General features: G+C 44.4%; 17 protein-coding genes. 9 read left to right on the top strand and 8 right to left on the bottom strand.

Annotation, left to right across the window (positions count from 1 at the left end; translation table 11 throughout):
- Nucleotides 1-95 precede the first annotated feature (95 nt).
- Together JK628_RS22705 and mog are read left to right on the top strand one after the other, a co-directional pair.
- Complete coding sequence (locus JK628_RS22705; protein WP_202287158.1) at nt 96-569, top strand: NlpC/P60 family protein; 474 nt, start codon at nt 96-98, stop codon at nt 567-569.
- Nucleotides 570-728: 159 nt separating this feature from the next.
- Nucleotides 729-1,262, top strand: coding sequence for a molybdopterin adenylyltransferase (gene mog / locus JK628_RS22700; protein ID WP_202287157.1), 534 nt, complete (start codon nt 729-731; stop codon nt 1,260-1,262).
- 585 nt (nt 1,263-1,847) lie between these two features.
- Here mog and JK628_RS22695 read toward each other — a convergent pair.
- Nucleotides 1,848-2,027 carry a hypothetical protein gene (locus JK628_RS22695; protein WP_202287156.1) on the bottom strand — a complete coding sequence of 60 codons (180 nt, stop codon included), beginning with the start codon at nt 2,025-2,027 and terminating at the stop codon, nt 1,848-1,850.
- Between the two features lie 142 nt (nt 2,028-2,169).
- On the opposite strand from JK628_RS22695, the gene JK628_RS22690 reads away from it, so the two are divergent.
- Nucleotides 2,170-3,183 (top strand): GlxA family transcriptional regulator, encoded by a 1,014-nt coding sequence (locus tag JK628_RS22690; protein WP_202287155.1) that lies wholly within the window; start codon nt 2,170-2,172, stop codon nt 3,181-3,183.
- Nucleotides 3,184-3,270: 87 nt separating this feature from the next.
- Here the strand turns inward: JK628_RS22690 and JK628_RS22685 are convergent, their stop codons facing one another.
- The 3 genes from JK628_RS22685 to JK628_RS22675 form a co-directional block, all read right to left on the bottom strand.
- A complete protein-coding gene (locus tag JK628_RS22685) occupies nt 3,271-4,407 on the bottom strand; it encodes an ABC transporter permease (protein WP_202287154.1) in 1,137 nt (378 codons plus the stop codon).
- 79 nt (nt 4,408-4,486) lie between these two features.
- Nucleotides 4,487-5,221: an ABC transporter ATP-binding protein gene (locus JK628_RS22680; RefSeq protein WP_202287153.1), complete on the bottom strand. Its 735-nt coding sequence runs from the start codon at nt 5,219-5,221 to the stop codon at nt 4,487-4,489.
- Nucleotides 5,222-5,239: 18 nt separating this feature from the next.
- Nucleotides 5,240-6,850, bottom strand: a complete 1,611-nt coding sequence (locus JK628_RS22675) for an alpha/beta hydrolase (protein WP_202289932.1) — start codon at nt 6,848-6,850, stop codon at nt 5,240-5,242.
- Between the two features lie 147 nt (nt 6,851-6,997).
- Here JK628_RS22675 and JK628_RS22670 point away from each other — a divergent pair, with 147 nt between their 5' ends.
- The 5 genes from JK628_RS22670 to JK628_RS22650 all read left to right on the top strand — a co-directional run bounded on the left by JK628_RS22670 (nt 6,998) and on the right by JK628_RS22650 (nt 12,158).
- On the top strand, nt 6,998-7,372 hold the full coding sequence (locus JK628_RS22670; protein WP_202287152.1) for a GntR family transcriptional regulator: 375 nt from the start codon (nt 6,998-7,000) through the stop codon (nt 7,370-7,372).
- Nucleotides 7,373-7,385: 13 nt separating this feature from the next.
- Nucleotides 7,386-8,231 (top strand): ABC transporter ATP-binding protein, encoded by an 846-nt coding sequence (locus JK628_RS22665; RefSeq protein WP_202287150.1) that lies wholly within the window; start codon nt 7,386-7,388, stop codon nt 8,229-8,231.
- Complete coding sequence (locus JK628_RS22660; RefSeq protein WP_202287148.1) at nt 8,228-9,532, top strand: hypothetical protein; 1,305 nt, start codon at nt 8,228-8,230, stop codon at nt 9,530-9,532. Before JK628_RS22665 ends, JK628_RS22660 begins: the two co-directional genes overlap by 4 nt.
- Before the next feature lie 218 nt (nt 9,533-9,750).
- Entirely contained in the window at nt 9,751-11,547 is a 1,797-nt protein-coding gene (locus JK628_RS22655; protein WP_202287147.1) for an AMP-dependent synthetase/ligase, read from the top strand.
- A gap of 206 nt (nt 11,548-11,753) precedes the next feature.
- Nucleotides 11,754-12,158, top strand: coding sequence for an acyl-CoA thioesterase (locus JK628_RS22650; RefSeq protein WP_202287145.1), 405 nt, complete (start codon nt 11,754-11,756; stop codon nt 12,156-12,158).
- Between the two features lie 20 nt (nt 12,159-12,178).
- Here JK628_RS22650 and JK628_RS22645 read toward each other — a convergent pair whose 3' ends face one another.
- The 3 genes from JK628_RS22645 to mtnC form a co-directional block, all read right to left on the bottom strand.
- Nucleotides 12,179-12,451 carry a GNAT family N-acetyltransferase gene (locus JK628_RS22645; protein WP_202287143.1) on the bottom strand — a complete coding sequence of 91 codons (273 nt, stop codon included), beginning with the start codon at nt 12,449-12,451 and terminating at the stop codon, nt 12,179-12,181.
- A gap of 50 nt (nt 12,452-12,501) precedes the next feature.
- Nucleotides 12,502-12,930 (bottom strand): acyl-CoA thioesterase, encoded by a 429-nt coding sequence (locus tag JK628_RS22640; RefSeq protein ID WP_202287141.1) that lies wholly within the window; start codon nt 12,928-12,930, stop codon nt 12,502-12,504.
- Between the two features lie 189 nt (nt 12,931-13,119).
- Entirely contained in the window at nt 13,120-13,797 is a 678-nt protein-coding gene (gene mtnC / locus JK628_RS22635) for an acireductone synthase (RefSeq protein ID WP_202287140.1), read from the bottom strand.
- 578 nt (nt 13,798-14,375) lie between these two features.
- On the opposite strand from mtnC, the gene JK628_RS22630 reads away from it, so the two are divergent.
- Nucleotides 14,376-14,591 carry a hypothetical protein gene (locus tag JK628_RS22630; protein ID WP_202287139.1) on the top strand — a complete coding sequence of 72 codons (216 nt, stop codon included), beginning with the start codon at nt 14,376-14,378 and terminating at the stop codon, nt 14,589-14,591.
- A gap of 257 nt (nt 14,592-14,848) precedes the next feature.
- On the opposite strand, the gene JK628_RS22625 is transcribed toward JK628_RS22630, so the two are convergent.
- Entirely contained in the window at nt 14,849-15,982 is a 1,134-nt protein-coding gene (locus tag JK628_RS22625; RefSeq protein WP_202287137.1) for a hypothetical protein, read from the bottom strand.
- Nucleotides 15,983-16,043 lie beyond the last annotated feature (61 nt).

Here is a 16,043-nt window from a genome sequence, read left to right as displayed (position 1 = left end):
TACCGTTTGCAAGACGGTATATTTAGAGCTAATAAATCTGAAAGAATAAATTTCAACTGACTTAATTTACTCGAATATCGACACTATGGACTCATATGAAAGCTGTTTTTGTTTTCGTTTTTATTTTACTAGTAAGCGCTTGTTCAAGTACCCCGAATCGAGGCACTAATAATCCAACTGAAAAGGTAGCGTTAGATAATACGACAGCAGTAAAAAATCAATTAATGCAATTGCATAGCGAGTGGAAAGGTACTCCCTACCGCTTCGGAGGCATGAGTAAGCGTGGCGTTGATTGTTCAGGGTTTGTGGCGCTAGGCTTTAATGACAAGTTTGGCATTAAGCTGCCTCGAACTACTGATGAGCAAAGGAGCGTAGGTAAGAGTGTCAGCAAAAGTCAGCTTAGAGAGGGCGATTTGGTTTTCTTCAAAACAGGCTGGAGTACACGCCATGTTGGCATCTATATCGGCAATAATCAGTTCTTACATGCTTCGACGAGCCAAGGGGTGATGATCTCCAGCTTGAACAATAGCTATTGGAAACAAAAGTATTGGTTGTCTAGAAGACTCTAACGGCTTGGTATTTTCAGTGGTTGTAGCGCATATATTAGATATTTATCAAATCCTGCTAGTTAACTTTATGCTACTTTATGCGCTATCAACAGGTTTTGGCATTCGATGGCTGTTAGCCGCGGGTATACAAGCAACAGATTAAAGTGAAAGGATTAAGCAATGAGCAAAGCAAAAATTGGTATTGTGACTGTAAGTGACCGTGCTAGTGCTGGTGTCTACGAAGATCTATCCGGTAAGGCAATTATCGATGTGCTAAACGAGTACCTTACATCAGAGTGGGAGCCCGTTTATAAGGTGATCCCGGATGAAACTGACGCGATTGAAGCGACGCTAATTGATATGGCTGATGTTCAGAACTGCAGTTTAATTGTCACTACTGGTGGTACAGGTCCAGCTAAGCGCGATGTAACGCCTGAAGCAACAGAAGCGGTATGTGATCGCATGATGCCAGGCTTTGGTGAGCTGATGCGTGCTGAATCGTTGAAGTTTGTTGCTACGGCGATTTTGTCGCGCCAAACTGCAGGCCTACGTGGCGACTCGTTGATAGTTAACTTGCCAGGCAAGCCAAAATCAATTCGCGAGTGTTTGGATGCAGTATTCCCAGCCATTCCATACTGTATCGATCTGATGGATGGTCCATTTTTAGAGTGTGACGAAGCGGTTATTAAACCTTTTAGGCCGAAAGCAAAGTAAGTTATTAGCAGTGATCGTGTCTAGATGCACTCTATTTCCCCCTGTAATTCCATACTGTATCGATCTGATGGATGGCCAATTTTTAGAGTGCGACGAAGCGGTTATTAAACCTTTTAGGCCGAAAGCAAAGTCGTTCGCTTAAGCTAGCTCGCTTAAAATGTTCGAAAGCCCGAATCAATTCGGGCTTTTTTGTGTCTGGAACACTTATGCCAAAACCCATGGATGGGTAGTTTTGGTATTTGTGTCTGGCCATAAATGTTCCATACATTTATTGGCATTCCCTCCGTCCTTGGAGGTCATAACACTTATGCCAAAACCCATGGATGGGTAGTTTTGGTATTTGTGTCTTGCCATAAATGTTCCATACATTTATTGGCATTTCCTCCGTCCTTGGAGGTCAGCACATAAATATTCTCTCGGTAACTGCGTCCTGCGTTACTCTACCTCCTGAATCCATTCAGTTGTACATTTATTGGCATTCCCTCTATCCCTGGAGGTTAGAACGCTTATGCAAAAAATGCTTACGGGAATCCATTTCTAGGGGAGTGCTGGTATATTCAACGTAAGTAACAGACATTTACTTTACTAGCATTTTTTATTGCATAGGCTAGCGGCATTTAGGCCTGTGATCAGCAGCAATGCTGGGAGCACGACAAAATGCACCATGGCATTTGGCTCAATACTAAAATTGAGCCAGACCAGTAAGGCCCAACTTAATAACCAGTAGCTTATGCTGAATAGATGTTTGGTCGAAAATGCTTTCATAACTGACTCCTTGCTCTTAGCTAATCTAATGTCGGCTAGAACTTATCGGTAGTAACAACGTAGAGATAGTTTAAATTGTGGACAATTTGTAAATAAGTGGCATTATTGACAAAATAAGGGTGACTAGTGACAGGTGGCGACAGTGAAAAGAATCGTTATTTTGGCCGCAGATAATGCTGTTGCGGGGGGCATCATCAGTTTTATGGATGTCTTTAGCTTCTGCAATACCTATTGGAAGGTAACGCAAGCCAACGCAGAAGATGATCTGTTTGAGTGTAAGATAATCTCCCCAAATGGTGAGCCGATTAAAAGCAACTATGGCTTATCCTTGCCTGTTATTGCTCATGCTGATGCCGAGCACTATTTATCCCATGCCGATGCCGTAGTGGTAGCCGCTTCAACGATTACTAATCGCAAAGAGCTCGACAGCTACCTTAGGGCTTTTAGTCCGCATATGCCGACTCTGCATCAGTTTGCTGAAACCGGAAAACCAATAGCTGCGTATTGTGCAGGCACGCTTGTTCTGGCTGCTAGCGGTTTGCTAGACGGACGTACTGCTACCTGCGTTTGGTGGCTGGCGGAACTTTTTAAGCGCAGGTTTCCAAAGGTGAACCTGTGTATGGAACACTTAGTCATGAGTGATGGACCCATGTACACCGCTGGGGCGACAACCGCTAACCTAAGCTTAGCGCTACAGCTGGTTAAGCTGCTGGTGGGGGAGCAGATAGCGACACAAATGGCTAAAGTTTTGCTAATCGATCCTAACCGTATCTCGCAACAACCATTTATGACATTGGATAGTGAACAACGGCATAAAGATGAGCTTGTGAGGCGAATTCAAGATTGGATGCAGCTGCATTTAACTCAGAGTTTTCTGCTCGACGATATTGCCGATAAGTTTGCGGTAGGCAAGCGCACCTTGATCCGCCGCTTTAAAAAGGCATTGAATGAAACGCCAGCGAGTTACATGCAGCGCTTAAGAGTGGATGAAGCTAAGCGGTTACTGGAAACTACCGAGTTAGCATTAGAGCAAATTGTCGAGCAGGTGGGTTATGAAGATGTTAGCTCCTTTAGAAAGCTGTTTATCCAACTCACCAGTTTATCGCCCAGAGCATATCGGCAAAAATTTAATACTCACAGTTGCTGTGAGTATTAGATGTTCTTTGTGGGTTAGTGAACCTTACCTCTGTTGAAACAGAGCCTCTTAAGCGATTAACTTTAAGAGGCTTCTTTCTCGGTATGGTTATAAGCCAAAGACAATCTTTTCGCTTTTAAGAGATTTTTGCATACCAAAGGCTAGTACTACTGAGATGGCTAGGGTGATAAATGACGAAATCGCTAACTGCATTCCAGGTAGCTCTCGGCCTTTAATGAACTCTATTAACGCTTGTAACTGGCCTGATACTGGTAACCATTGCAAAGTCTCTGGCGCGATATCGTAGCTGGCCGCCATCGCGAGCATCATAGGTAAAATCAATACAATCGTGAGATATGATTGGGCTTCTTTAAAACTCTTGGCAAGAAACGATACAAATAACTGCAAGCACGCTGCCATGATGGCTACGGGGAGACCTATAAGCATCATCATGCCAATAAAGCGGCTGTTAACGCTGACGCTAAATCCAAGCTCTTGCCAAGGCACAAAGCTGTAGGCAAATTTGGACACTATGAGTGTTAATAACAGACCTACCATTCCAAATAGAGTAACGGCGATAATTTTAGATATCACGATCTGACTAGTTGATACTGGGTGGCTCAGCAGTAGCGCCAGTGAGTTGCGTTCGCGTTCTCCTGCGCTGGTATCAATGGCGAGGTTCATTCCAGAGATAAATACGGCGTAGATCATCGTCATAGTGGCTATGCCTAAGATCATGCCTGCTTTTGAATCTGGTGTTGCTTGGTCCTCCACATTGAGCTTGATAGGCTGCATAACTCTTGGGTCGATGCCACGGGCTATCAAACGTAAGCTGCCCATCTCAGAGTTGTAGTGCTGCAGATGTTTTTCAAGACGACGAATCGACTTTTGCAGTTTTTCATTTGAGGCATCGGCAACTAAAGTGACGTCGGCGCTGATCCCTTTCGCCATATTGCTGGCGTAATCATCGCTAATCACCAACAAAATATCTTTGTTTTTATCGGCATCACCTTGGGTAATTCCTTTGCTCGAAAGGTACTTAACCAGATCGGGGGCGCCTTGAGGATTGTTAATATTGATATTTAAATCTTCAGGGCTGGTTAGCTGGCCGATCAACATAAAAAACATACCGCACATCAGTAGTGGAGCACCTACTGCGTAGTAGAGCCCAGCCATCACTGAGCGCTTATCGCGAGCGGCATCAATCAGTTCCTTGCGGATCATGGTGATTGTTTTATTACTCATTTTTAAATCCTTTTGTCGCTATTCGCTAGCGTGATCTTGCAGAGTTTGGTGACCAATCTCTGACTTATTTACGACAGAGTTATGCGGCTATCCCTTCATCGGTACCGATAAGCTGAATAAAGGCGTCCTCAAGTGAGGCTTTACCTGTTTGTTGGCACAGTCCATCAGGGCTACCGACAGCAACGACTCTGCCCTCCGCCATGACTATCACCTGATCGCAAAGTGCGGCTACCTCTTGCATTACATGACTTGAGAACAATACACAGTGACCTTGGTTTTTAAGGTCGCGCAATATGTCACGCAACACCCGTGTACTCATAACATCGAGGCCACGTGTCGGCTCATCGAGCACAATATTGGTGGGCTGGTGGACGATGGCTTGCGCCAGTGCCGTTTTCATTCTCTGACCTTGGGAAAAGCCCTTACATTGTCTGTCGGCAATATCGGCTAGGTGCAGTTTTTCAATCACACTGCTGGTGGCGTGTTTAGCATCACTACGTGATAGGCCATTTAGCTCGGCAAAATAGCTGATGTATTCACGCGGCGTTAAACGCTCATATAGCCCAAACGGATCGGGAAACAGTCCCAATTGCTGCTTGGCGGCAACTGGTGATTTAGCAATGTTAATCCCATCGATTTCAGCAAAGCCATTATCGGGTTTGAGTAAACCAAACACCGTTCGTAAGCACGTTGTTTTACCTGCGCCATTGGGACCAAGTAGTCCGGTTATTTGGCCATCGAGAGCTGAAAAGCTTAAATTATTCAGCGCCTGCACATCTCCGATGCGTTTTGACAAATTTGATACTTGTATCATGAGTGTTTCCTTACTGGTTCAGGGCTTTTTCGGGCTCAAGGCTGTTTCTTGACTGAGGGAACTCTCTTCGCTCAGGGCTGTTTGTTCTTGTTCAGTGTCGCTGGGTATCGCCTCAACCGTACTGGCATTTAGGTAGAAGTTGCGGCGAATATCTTTATTTAAGCATTCACCATCAATGTCACTCACGGCGCCTTTTTCAACGAGTTCGGCAATTAGGTTGTTACCGCAAGACTGGTAAGCAACACCATGTGTGGCATAAGGAGCGACAAAATGTTTGGCATTGGTGAGTTTTTCCATTGCCATCTCGCCCCAGCTTGGTGGGGTGGCCGGATCAAGCTCACCCGATAACAGCAGCGTCGGAATGTCACTAGCAATAGCTTGGCTAAAGCTGCTATCTACCGCAGGCATATTCCACACGGCACAGGATTGCTCGAAGGTTTTTAGCATTTCTCGGCCGAAATAGTTGTTATTGGTGCTGGCGCGCAGCTGCGGCGTTAGGCGTTGCCAATCTTCAGCACACACTACCGAGGCGTGCATTCCCATTGCAATTCCGGCTCCATCCATCGACATGGCATACAGTCCAGTAATTGGCTGGAAGTTGCCTTTCGAGGCTTGGTGAATGGCATGAGGGATTAGCGCTCGTACACTGGGCGAGTACAATGCCATACGCAGTGAGCCTTTGAATTTACTGCGGGTCATTGTCAGTTGAGTGGCTTCACCAGTGGTAGGGTCGGCAATGGTACTGATCTTTGCTGCATGGGTCAGTTCAGAGTCGACTTGTGCAAGCTCTGCTGCCAGTTCAGGGAATTGGTTATGGCAAAGTGTGTTGTTGCTGCAGTCCTGAATAACGAGATCAAAAGCACGGGCGATAGCATCACCGATGGCCAATACACTTTGCTGCATTGGTACCACACCGTCTAAGGTGACAGTGGCTACATGTTCAGGGTAATCACGCATATATAGCTGTGCCATGCGGGTACCATAGGATACGCCGTATAAGTGCAATTTTTGATAGCCTAGATGCTGTCTTACTGCTTCAAAATCTCTAAGGGCAGATAAGCTATCGTATTGGGTGACATCGGCATCAAGCTCATCTAAACACTTCTGAGTTTCGACTCGGGTATCAAAGTCACTTTCGTTAATGGCAAGTGGACTTTCAAACCCATCACCAATACATTGCAGTGGGTTCGATTGGCCAGTACCACGTTGATCTATCAAGATGACATCGTGGCTTTGGCGTACCTTGGTCAGCATCTGGTTAAAGCCTTGAGCATTCTCAATCGCTGATTGCCCCGGACCGCCTGCAATCGCCAGTAGCGCTTCACTTTTACCGCTATTCTTAATCGCTGGCATAACGACGTAATGGATCTGAATCTGTTTACCTTCTGCTAGGTCATGATTCTCAGGCACACTGATGGAACCACAATTCATTCGCTCTGAAAGGCCGTCAACATAGCAGCTATTATCTGTGGTATTTACCGAAGTGGGTGCGCTGAGAGTTAGGGGCAGAGCATGAACTGAAGGGATCAGTACTGCAGCCCAAATAACCACTGCTAGAGCGACTTTTTTACGAAGCGTAAGAGTAGGTTCCACTCTCATTTTTCGTGGTGAATACATTCCATGATGCATGATACTTCTTCCTTTTTTGCAATTTAGCGTATCCATACCCGCTCCACTTCAGGCTGCTCTGAAACATGCACTTTGCAGTGGAGCGGGTATATGTTAACTTGTTACTGTATCGGTGTATCAATGTATTAATACAGTGGCTAAAGGCTAATGTTAGAACAACTAAATGTCAACCCCAGTAGTGGTGAGCCAATTTATAAACAGTTAAGCGAACAGATTGTACGTTTGATTGTGGGTGGCCAATTACAAAGTGAGCAAGTATTGCCGTCGGTGCGGCAGATGGCAGAGCATTTAACGGTAAACCCGATGACGGTTAGCCGCGCTGTGCAGCAGCTGGTTGAGCAAGGTTGGCTTGAGCGTCGTCGTGGCCAGCCAACTCGCGTGGCGTTGCGAGAACAGAGCGACCCCACTTCAAATGGACAACTGTTACATCCGCAAATTGATGCGGTTATTGAGCAAGCAAAACAACTGGGCATGAGTTTAGATGCCTTACAAACACTGCTCGGTGATCGCTGGCAGAATTAAAGGATTTTTTTCGATGGATATGAATGAAGCACCGATCTTGGTATGTAAGCAGCTGACAAAACGGTTCGATGATAAAGTAGCATTAAATGCACTAGATATGGCGCTATACCCTGGAATGGTCGTTGGCCTACTAGGTCAAAATGGCGCTGGAAAATCAACGCTTATGCGCTGTGCTCTGGGAATAATGCAAACCAGTTCAGGCTGCATTGAGGTGCTTGACTCTCCCGTTGAGCAGATGACCTCCGAGATAAAAACTCAAATAGGTTATGTGCCGCAACAACCCTTTGGCTACGAAGGCTTTAGTGTACTAAAAGCATTGGAATTGCACCGTAGCTTCTATCCGCAGTGGGATATGAGTTTAGAGACTGAATGGTTGCAGCGCTTCGACCTTGATCTTAAGCAACAGGTGCAGCGGTTATCGGTGGGGCAACGCCAATCATTAGCGTTAATTATGGCGATGGCTTACCGCCCTAAGCTGCTTATTCTTGATGAACCCGTTGCCAGCTTAGATCCAATCGCTCGACGCAAGTTTATGGCAGATCTGTTTGAGCTAGCACTTGAATCTGGCTCTTGTGTGTTGTTCTCCTCGCATATCACCTCCGATCTTGAACGAGTTGCCAGCCACCTTGCATTAATAAAGCACGGTGAGCTGATTATTTTTAAAGAGATAGATGATCTAAGAGAGCAGGTAAAATTGCTGAGGCTATCTGAGACCGCAACACTGCCCGGTGAACTCAATATACTGCACCGTAATGGTAACAAAGTCGTGGTTGATAATTACCAAGGGCAGCAGTTTGAGGGGCTTATTAGTGCTGATTCACTTAATTTGGAACAGCTATTTATGGAACTGCACTCATGAATAGCAGCTTTATCACCTCAGGCAAATGGTTAAAGGGTTCTGTTCGCCTATGGTTATTTGATCTTGGTTGCGCTAGTTTTCTTGGGGTCGGATTGCTGGGGTTGGTCATGGCTTTGGGGATGCCTTTTTTACTTCCTGATGACGCAGAGCGGAAAATCGATACACTACTGCTATTGATGAATATGTTTGTTGCCTCTACTTGTGTGGCGATAGGCTGGCAAATGAACCGACTAGCAGCTACTGAGTGGGCCGAGATAGTGCCGCAGTATCGCCAAAGTGTGCTGTTACAGGCGCTTGCTTTATTGGTTACTAGCCTTGTAATAGCAATGATATTTTTGCTGGCGCATAATGCTTTAGATAAAGTGGATGAACTGTTACTGACGTTGTTATTCGGTTTTGGCTTTCTTTACTTCAGTTTGAAAAATAGCAGTGCATTCCACCTGTCATTTGTACTGTATGTTTCCCTGCCTATGCAACCCTATTTAGCTGAGCTTTTACCACAAGCTGGCACCCTTCTGTTACTTTTTGTCGATCTGATTTTGGCGATGGTTTTAGGGCGTAAACTGTCCAGTTGTGGCTGGAATAGTAAGGCACGTGTTGTCTATCTTAACGGTCTAGAGATGGGCTGGTTCTGGTTGCCGACGCTAACGTCTTCGAACCTGCTTAATCGCCTCGAACGCTTCTTGCACCCTGCTAACTACTTTATAGGCCCGATGCTGACAATGATGTTGTTGGCTATGCCTGTAGTGACTTTACTATTAGCCCTCGGGGCTTATTTGCTTGATGTACAACTGCCAGTGTTATTTCTGCTGATACAGTTTAGTGGTATCACTTGTGCCATGCTGCACTGGAGCCGCATTCAACGTTGGCGTGCGGTTGAAAGCTTATTTGTACTGCCTGGTTTTGATGGTAAGAGAGGGATGGTTAATGCCTTCATGTTGGCGCAGTATCGTTTACTGGCAATACTGACAGTTACTATGATGGTGACGGCTACGTTGGTCAGCTTGCTATCACCCTTGGTTAGCTTGTCGGTTTGGTTACACTTGGTTCTCAGTAATGTTATTGGTTGTGCCTTCATCTTAGGTTTAGGGTCGATGTGCCGTACTTCAATGCAGATTTCCGCCACGATATTTTTAGTCGCTTTGTTATCTGGTTGGGTATCGTCCTCACTGTCGACAGTGCAAAGTGGCGGCGATATTTGGCACTGGATTGCCTGGGATATTCCGTTGCTGATTTTGGCCCTATTATGCCTTTGGTATGCTAAATACCGCTTGTGGCGTGGTGATTTATTGTCTAGCTAACGGTGGGGATATATGCGCGAGTGGGTAACTTAGTTGTTTCTGTTTTAATTGAACTGCTTAGTGAATTTTTATGTTAATAGAAGACTGTTTATCACCTTGAACGGTCTTTTTTTGTGTTTGACTTAACATAAATAGAGCAAAAGCTCTTAGTTTTTAGGAGAACTTCGAGTAAACTTAGGTAAAAGCGGAACACTTGTAAGCTAAAAGGTAGTTATTTTATGTCACTCGAGTCATTTCACGTTATACGTCTCATACAGCAGCAGAGCCAAGCACTTGGCGATGCGATAGCACTCGAAGGATTCGAAATGGCCGCGCCTTGGCATCAAGTTAGCTGGAGCAAATTTGATGTTATCACCTCAAAAATAGCACGGGTGTTAATCCAGTTCGGCATTGAGTCGCAAGACCGCGCCGTGATCCTATCGCAGAATTGCCCTCAGTGGACCTGCGCAGACTTAGGCTTACTAAAGGCTAAAGCGGTGGTTGTGCCAATCTATCCAACAAGTACTTTAGAGCAAGCTGCTTATATGGTTAACGATGCACAGGCTAAGCTTGTTTTTGCTGGTGACGCAGAGCAATATGCAATGGCATGTGAACTTGTTAGTCAATGTGACAGCCTGACTCGTGTTGTAGTATTCGACAGAACAGTTGAGTTGCAAGACCTACAAAATCATTGTCATTTGGATGAACTGCTCGAACGTGAACTTGATAGTGAGGCCGATAGCGAGCTTGAAAGACGTTTAGCAGATTTAAATCTTGATGATCTATTAACGCTTATTTACACCTCTGGCACCACGGGTGATCCTAAAGGGGTCATGCTGGAACATCGAAATATTGCGTCCATGGTGCGTCAGCATGATCAATTGTTGCCATTTACACCCGGCGATGTTTCTTTAGCATTCTTACCACTAAGCCATGTCTTTGAGCGTGGTTGGAGTTTTTACGTCCTATGTCGTGGTGGACGTAACGTTTATCTTGCCAATCCGATGGCGGTGAAAGAGGCGATTGTGCAAGTGCGACCACATACTTTATGTGTCGTACCGAGATTTTTAGAGAAGGTGTACAGCGCGGTACAAGATAAGGTGATTAAAGCGCCACAAGCGAGACAGAGGATGTTTACCTGGGCGATGTCGGTCGGGCATAAACAGTCTGAGGTGGGTCAAGGACGCCACAAGGCATCGTTAGGCTTGAGCTTGCAGTGGAAACTTGCTAATAAGTTAGTTTTTGGCAAGTTAAAGCAGGTGTTGGGCGGTCGTTTGAAGTTTATGCCTTGCGGTGGTGCGGCGTTGGATCCCAATGTAAGTGCTTTCTTTCAAGGCATCGATGTACCTGTGCTTTGTGGTTACGGCATGACAGAAACTACCGCAACTGCAACCTGTAACACCTTAGCTAACCGAGTGCCTGGCTCCAATGGTCAGGTATTGCCTGAAGTTGAAATTAAGCTAGGTAAAGATAACGAAATTTTAGTGCGCGGTGACACCGTGATGCGCGGTTACTATAATCGCCCACAAGAAACCGCTGACACCTTTGAAGATGGCTGGTTAAAAACTGGGGATGCGGGTCGGATCGACGCAGATGGCAATCTGTTTATTACCGATCGCATTAAAGAGCTAATGAAAACCTCTAATGGCAAGTATATTGCGCCGCAACGGGTTGAAGGTAAGGTCGGCTGTTGTCCGTTTATCGAGCAGGTCGCCATTGTCGCTGATGCGCGTAACTACGTGACTGCCTTGATAGTACCCGCATTTGAGTCGTTAGAGTGCTGGGCTAAAGAGAAGGGCTTACATTACGATAGCCCGCTTGAGTTACTGCGTCACTCACATGTGATAGAGCATTTTGAGGAGCGCTTAAAGGCGCTACAAACTGAGTTAGCTGGGTTTGAGAAGATTAAAAAGTTCACCCTACTGCCGGATGCTTTTTCAATGGAAGCGGGCTTAATCACCCCTACCATGAAGCTGCGCCGTAAGGTGATTTACCAGAAGTATTCGCAAGAGATCAACGCTATGTATGGTCGTTAACTAGCCGTAGATAGAAGTTTGGTAACGATAAAAGGGTGCAGAGGCATCCTTTTTTGTATCTGGCTAATCTGTTGTTAATAACAACCAGTGTTCAGCCTCGTTGACGCACTGCACCGATATAAAGACACAGGCTTTACCGTATTGGTTGTTTTATCGGTAGAATGGCGGCAATGTTTTAGATAATAATAAATAAAGGATAGAACACAGTGAAGGAAAGTGAATTCAGCTTAACCATACAGCCACGTTTTTGTGAAACGGATGCCTTAGGTCATATAAACAATACCGTGTTCCCGGTGTGGTTCGAAGCGGCACGTGAACCAATATTCAAGATATTTAACCCAACTCAAGATCTATCGAAATGGAATCTGATCATTGCTGGTTTTAGCGTAAACTTTAATGCTCCAACCTACTTTGCTAGCGATGTAACGGTGAAAACCTGGGTCAGCCGCATCGGTAATAGTAGCTTTGAGTTGACCCAGAGTTGCTGGCAAAACGGCAAGAAAACCGTCGAAGCACAAACATCGGTAGTGCATTACGATTACGCGGCAGAAAAAAGCGCGCCCTTGAGTGACGAGATCCGTGCGCAGCTTGCGCTACTCACTGGTGCCTAGCCTCAAATGATAAGAGCTGCCTATGTTGAGGTTAAAAACTTCTGTACATACCAGCAGCTCGCTTCAATTTGTAAGTTTTGTGATTTAGCCCAATTAAGCCCATGGCGAACTAACTTTTCAGCGAGTCCTCTTCCTCGTAACTCATTTGGTACAAAGGTACTGTCGAAATTGCATCGTCCAGCTGATGTTTTGCTAGGGTCGATAATGATCTCATAGGACTGCATGGCTTGAACCTTATCGATATTGATAACAAATCTATTTTCATCAACTATATGGATGATTTTCTCACTCATAGATTATTCCCGATGATCGAAGCCGCTCATTTCATCAATGGCTAAAAGTATTAGGCCTGCTGATAGGTTTTCAAGGCATCTAACAGTGGTGCTGTTAACGTGGCTTTTTGACCAGTTTTAAAGTTAAACATAACCACTTGAGACGAGCCAATGGTGGTGACTGCTTGCTGAGCTTTACTGAAAACAGTGTAGTGCATCATGAACCGGTCATCTTTAATGTCACTAATGCTCACGCCGACGACTATGGCATCTGGAAAGGTCACAGGGCGTTTATAACGAGCTTGGTTTTCGCTAATCACCGGACCGACTGAGGTGACTTGTAGATCTTCTAACAAGTTAATCTGATTAAAAAAATCAATTCTGGCGGTTTCGAAATAGCGAAAATAAACTACGTTATTAACGTGCTGCAGTGCATCCATTTCGCCCCACGCGACGTTTATTGCGGTATTAATTGGGTACTGCTTGAGAAACTTATCCATAATGATCTCTTATCGTTGGTGTTTTTTATTATTCAAACGGTTGTTTGATTTTTAGCCAGCATAACAGCATGCTGAAGTGACGACAAGACGTGGTCTAATGCTCATTCATGTATTAGGTACTGCCATCAATGAATTTAAGCCATAAAAAAAGGCATTCATTGAATGCCTTTTAAAGTTAGCGGCTAGCGCTTAGAGCTCAATATCAGCAAAGCTACTAATCTGCTTAAAGTCGCCTGTACGTTGCTTATCATCACGTACCATCTGCATAACGTTTAAGCCTGCTTCATCTGCGGCTTTTAACTCCTCCAGCACATCAGAAACAAATAAAATCTGCTTCGGGCTCAGGCTGATGGTGTTTAGGATATTGCAGTAAGCCTGTTTAAAGCGTTTATTGCCGGTGCGAGTGTCGAAATGACCATTAAATTTATCAGTTAAATCGCCAGCATCGCTATTGCCGAACAGGAGTTTTTGCGCATCAACTGAACCTGATGAAAAGCTATAAACGCGTAAGCCTTTTTGCTTGTAGCCATCAAGGGCTTCGATAAAGTCAGGAAAGATATGGCCTTTAAACTCACCATTGGCATAACCCTGTTTCCAGATTAGGCCTTGAATGGTTTTTAATGGTGTAGCTTTACGGTCTTCGCTAATCCACTGCAGCAGAATTTCAGTCACGCGAGCAAGGTTAGCGTTTGGCTCAAGTGCAATATCTTGTACATCACAAATGCAGTTTTCAACTAACACATTATTTTGATTTTCTTCAAGAAAAGCGGGTAATGCCTTAGCTGAATAAGGAAAAAGAACATCCTCAATAAAGTTAAGATCGGTAGTTGTACCGGCTGTATCTACGACAATGGCTCTGATACCCATGATGTTTGGTTACTCCGCAATGTGCAATTGATCTGTTTATTGTTCAGATCCTAAGCTGAAACGCACTTTTTGGCTAGTCTATTCGCGCTGCAAACTGTAGTTAATTTTCAGTTTTAGCGGCTGTTTGGGTTTAGTGAGAAATAACGGTGTGTTATCTGCGAATAAGTTGCTGTAGGTATATTGGGTTTACTGAATGAATTATGCTTACTTAGCTAATGCTAAGTGATTATTTAACCTTGGATTTTGTGTTGTTTGTTACCCTTAAGCATGAGCGGAAGGATTTTATAAAATGAAAATGCATGCAACCAAAGTTTGATCAAAAGGGTTCAGCGTTCTATCCCATAATCGCTAAGAATAAAGCGATGTTATGGATACCATTGACCCCTTTGTTAGCGGCAATTCCCTCGTATCTGGCATCCGTCATGAATAGTAGGTTGAATCACATGAGTACGTGCTTGGCGTCATACTAAATGATGACGGCCTGTATGAATTATCAACTAAAAGCGTAATAGATAAGCCGAGTTAAACCGATAATATTATTGATGGCATTACGCCATAGAAAATTTAAGGGATAAATAATGAATATAAAAAAAGGACTTGTAGCACTCATTACAACAGCTGCAATATCAACCGCAGTGCAAGCCGCTTATTGGGAGTTTTCGATTTACGCTTATTTGGACGGTAACGGTGTTCAAGTTGGAACACAATATATACCCTGTTTTAATCGAGCTGGCGTAACTCAAGGTACCGTGACGAATAATAAAGTCTTGGTGGAGCGTGGTACTTGTAAGTAAGAGTCAAAAAATCGCCCGTAGTATCGGCGATTTTTGATAGTAGAGAACTAGTTACCTCCTTTGCTGATAACTCTCCTTGTTTGTTATAACCATCTATTTAAATAGTGAGTTGCCTTAAATTGTGTTGTTTTTTCTTCTGGCGTTAGAATTAGGCCTGTTCTCATGGATATATAATTCCCAGTAAAGTCGTTTTTAGTCACTTTACTGGTAATCTCAACAGCATAATTACTGGCTTTTAGTTGTGTTTCAATAGAGCATCATTCGGTAATAAAACCGAAGAAACTGAGCAGTTTTGCGGTATCTTGTCTTACGCTGAGAGTGACTGAATAATCATCTAGATCATCCGGACCTAAGTTCGCCTTAAAGCCTAATAAAAATGGCTTGTCGGCGACAAGTTGATATTGAGCTTGAACCACCCAAAGGTTAACGCCTGTCATTGCACCATGGTTTGATGTTCTAACGAAATAACCTCCAATTCGTGCTCTCGGAAGTGCATTGTTATCTTTTTCTACTCCTTGATTATAGAGGTTAAATTCTAATCCTCCGCCGTAATATCTGGCGAGTTCATTTCCTGGTGTAGCTTCATCTAAGCTTCTAATACCGGCTAATGCGGCAAAGCTAAGGACAGAGTCTCCATTTTGGGTTGCCATGATATGCCCTGGTGAATACAAAAATTTCATGTAACCATCAATAGTATCGGTGACATCGTTAAACCCAGCAGCATCGGGATCAGACTTTTCTTCATTTACAGTCGGGTTCTGGCCAAATGCCACTCCAACTTCAAAGTTAGTTACCGCATCACTCCACCCCCAGCTATTTCTCCAGCGACCATTGAGTTTTAGTGAGCCAGTAATCCCGCCTTGATCAAATCCAGTGCGCTTGCCATCGTCGTCATAACCATTTTGTTGTTTATAGCCTAGCTCGAATGAGCTGATCCAGCGGTTACTAGTATTGTTCAGTGTTTTAGTTGGTTTCTCATCTGCGGTTGGGTTCGCGCTTGCAATTTTTGTTGCCGTTAATTGAGTTAACACAGCTGTGTCTTGCGAGGTAAATGCAGTACCTGAGCTTTCTATTTCAGCGAGGCAACTCGCGAAAAGAATAACAGCAAGACCATCATTCTTGAGTTTAGCTTTATCGATGCCGTCAATATCGACATTGTTTGACGATGGACAGCTAATGATGACTTGTTTGGCTGGGTCTTTAGTGAGTAAGAGGCAAGTATCTATCGTGGTTGTGCTGTTTAGTGCACTAATGCTTGGTTTTAGTTGCATTAGAGAGCTGTAACAGAATTGAGTTTGTGTCGCGCCCACTGTGTTTAGGGTTTGCCCTGCAAATGCCAATGGCATAAATCCAGCAACAAGCAGCGGAGTAATTTTTAGAAGGTTCATCATCAGTCCTTGTGTTTGCGTCTATTTTTATTAAATAAACCAAGACTACTGGAGAGCTCTCCAC

The sequence above is a fragment of the Shewanella sp. KX20019 genome (assembly GCF_016757755.1).
Classification (GTDB): Bacteria; Pseudomonadota; Gammaproteobacteria; order Enterobacterales; family Shewanellaceae; genus Shewanella.
Note: the sequence above shows the minus strand (reverse complement) of the source record. Positions and strands in the feature narration are given on the sequence as shown.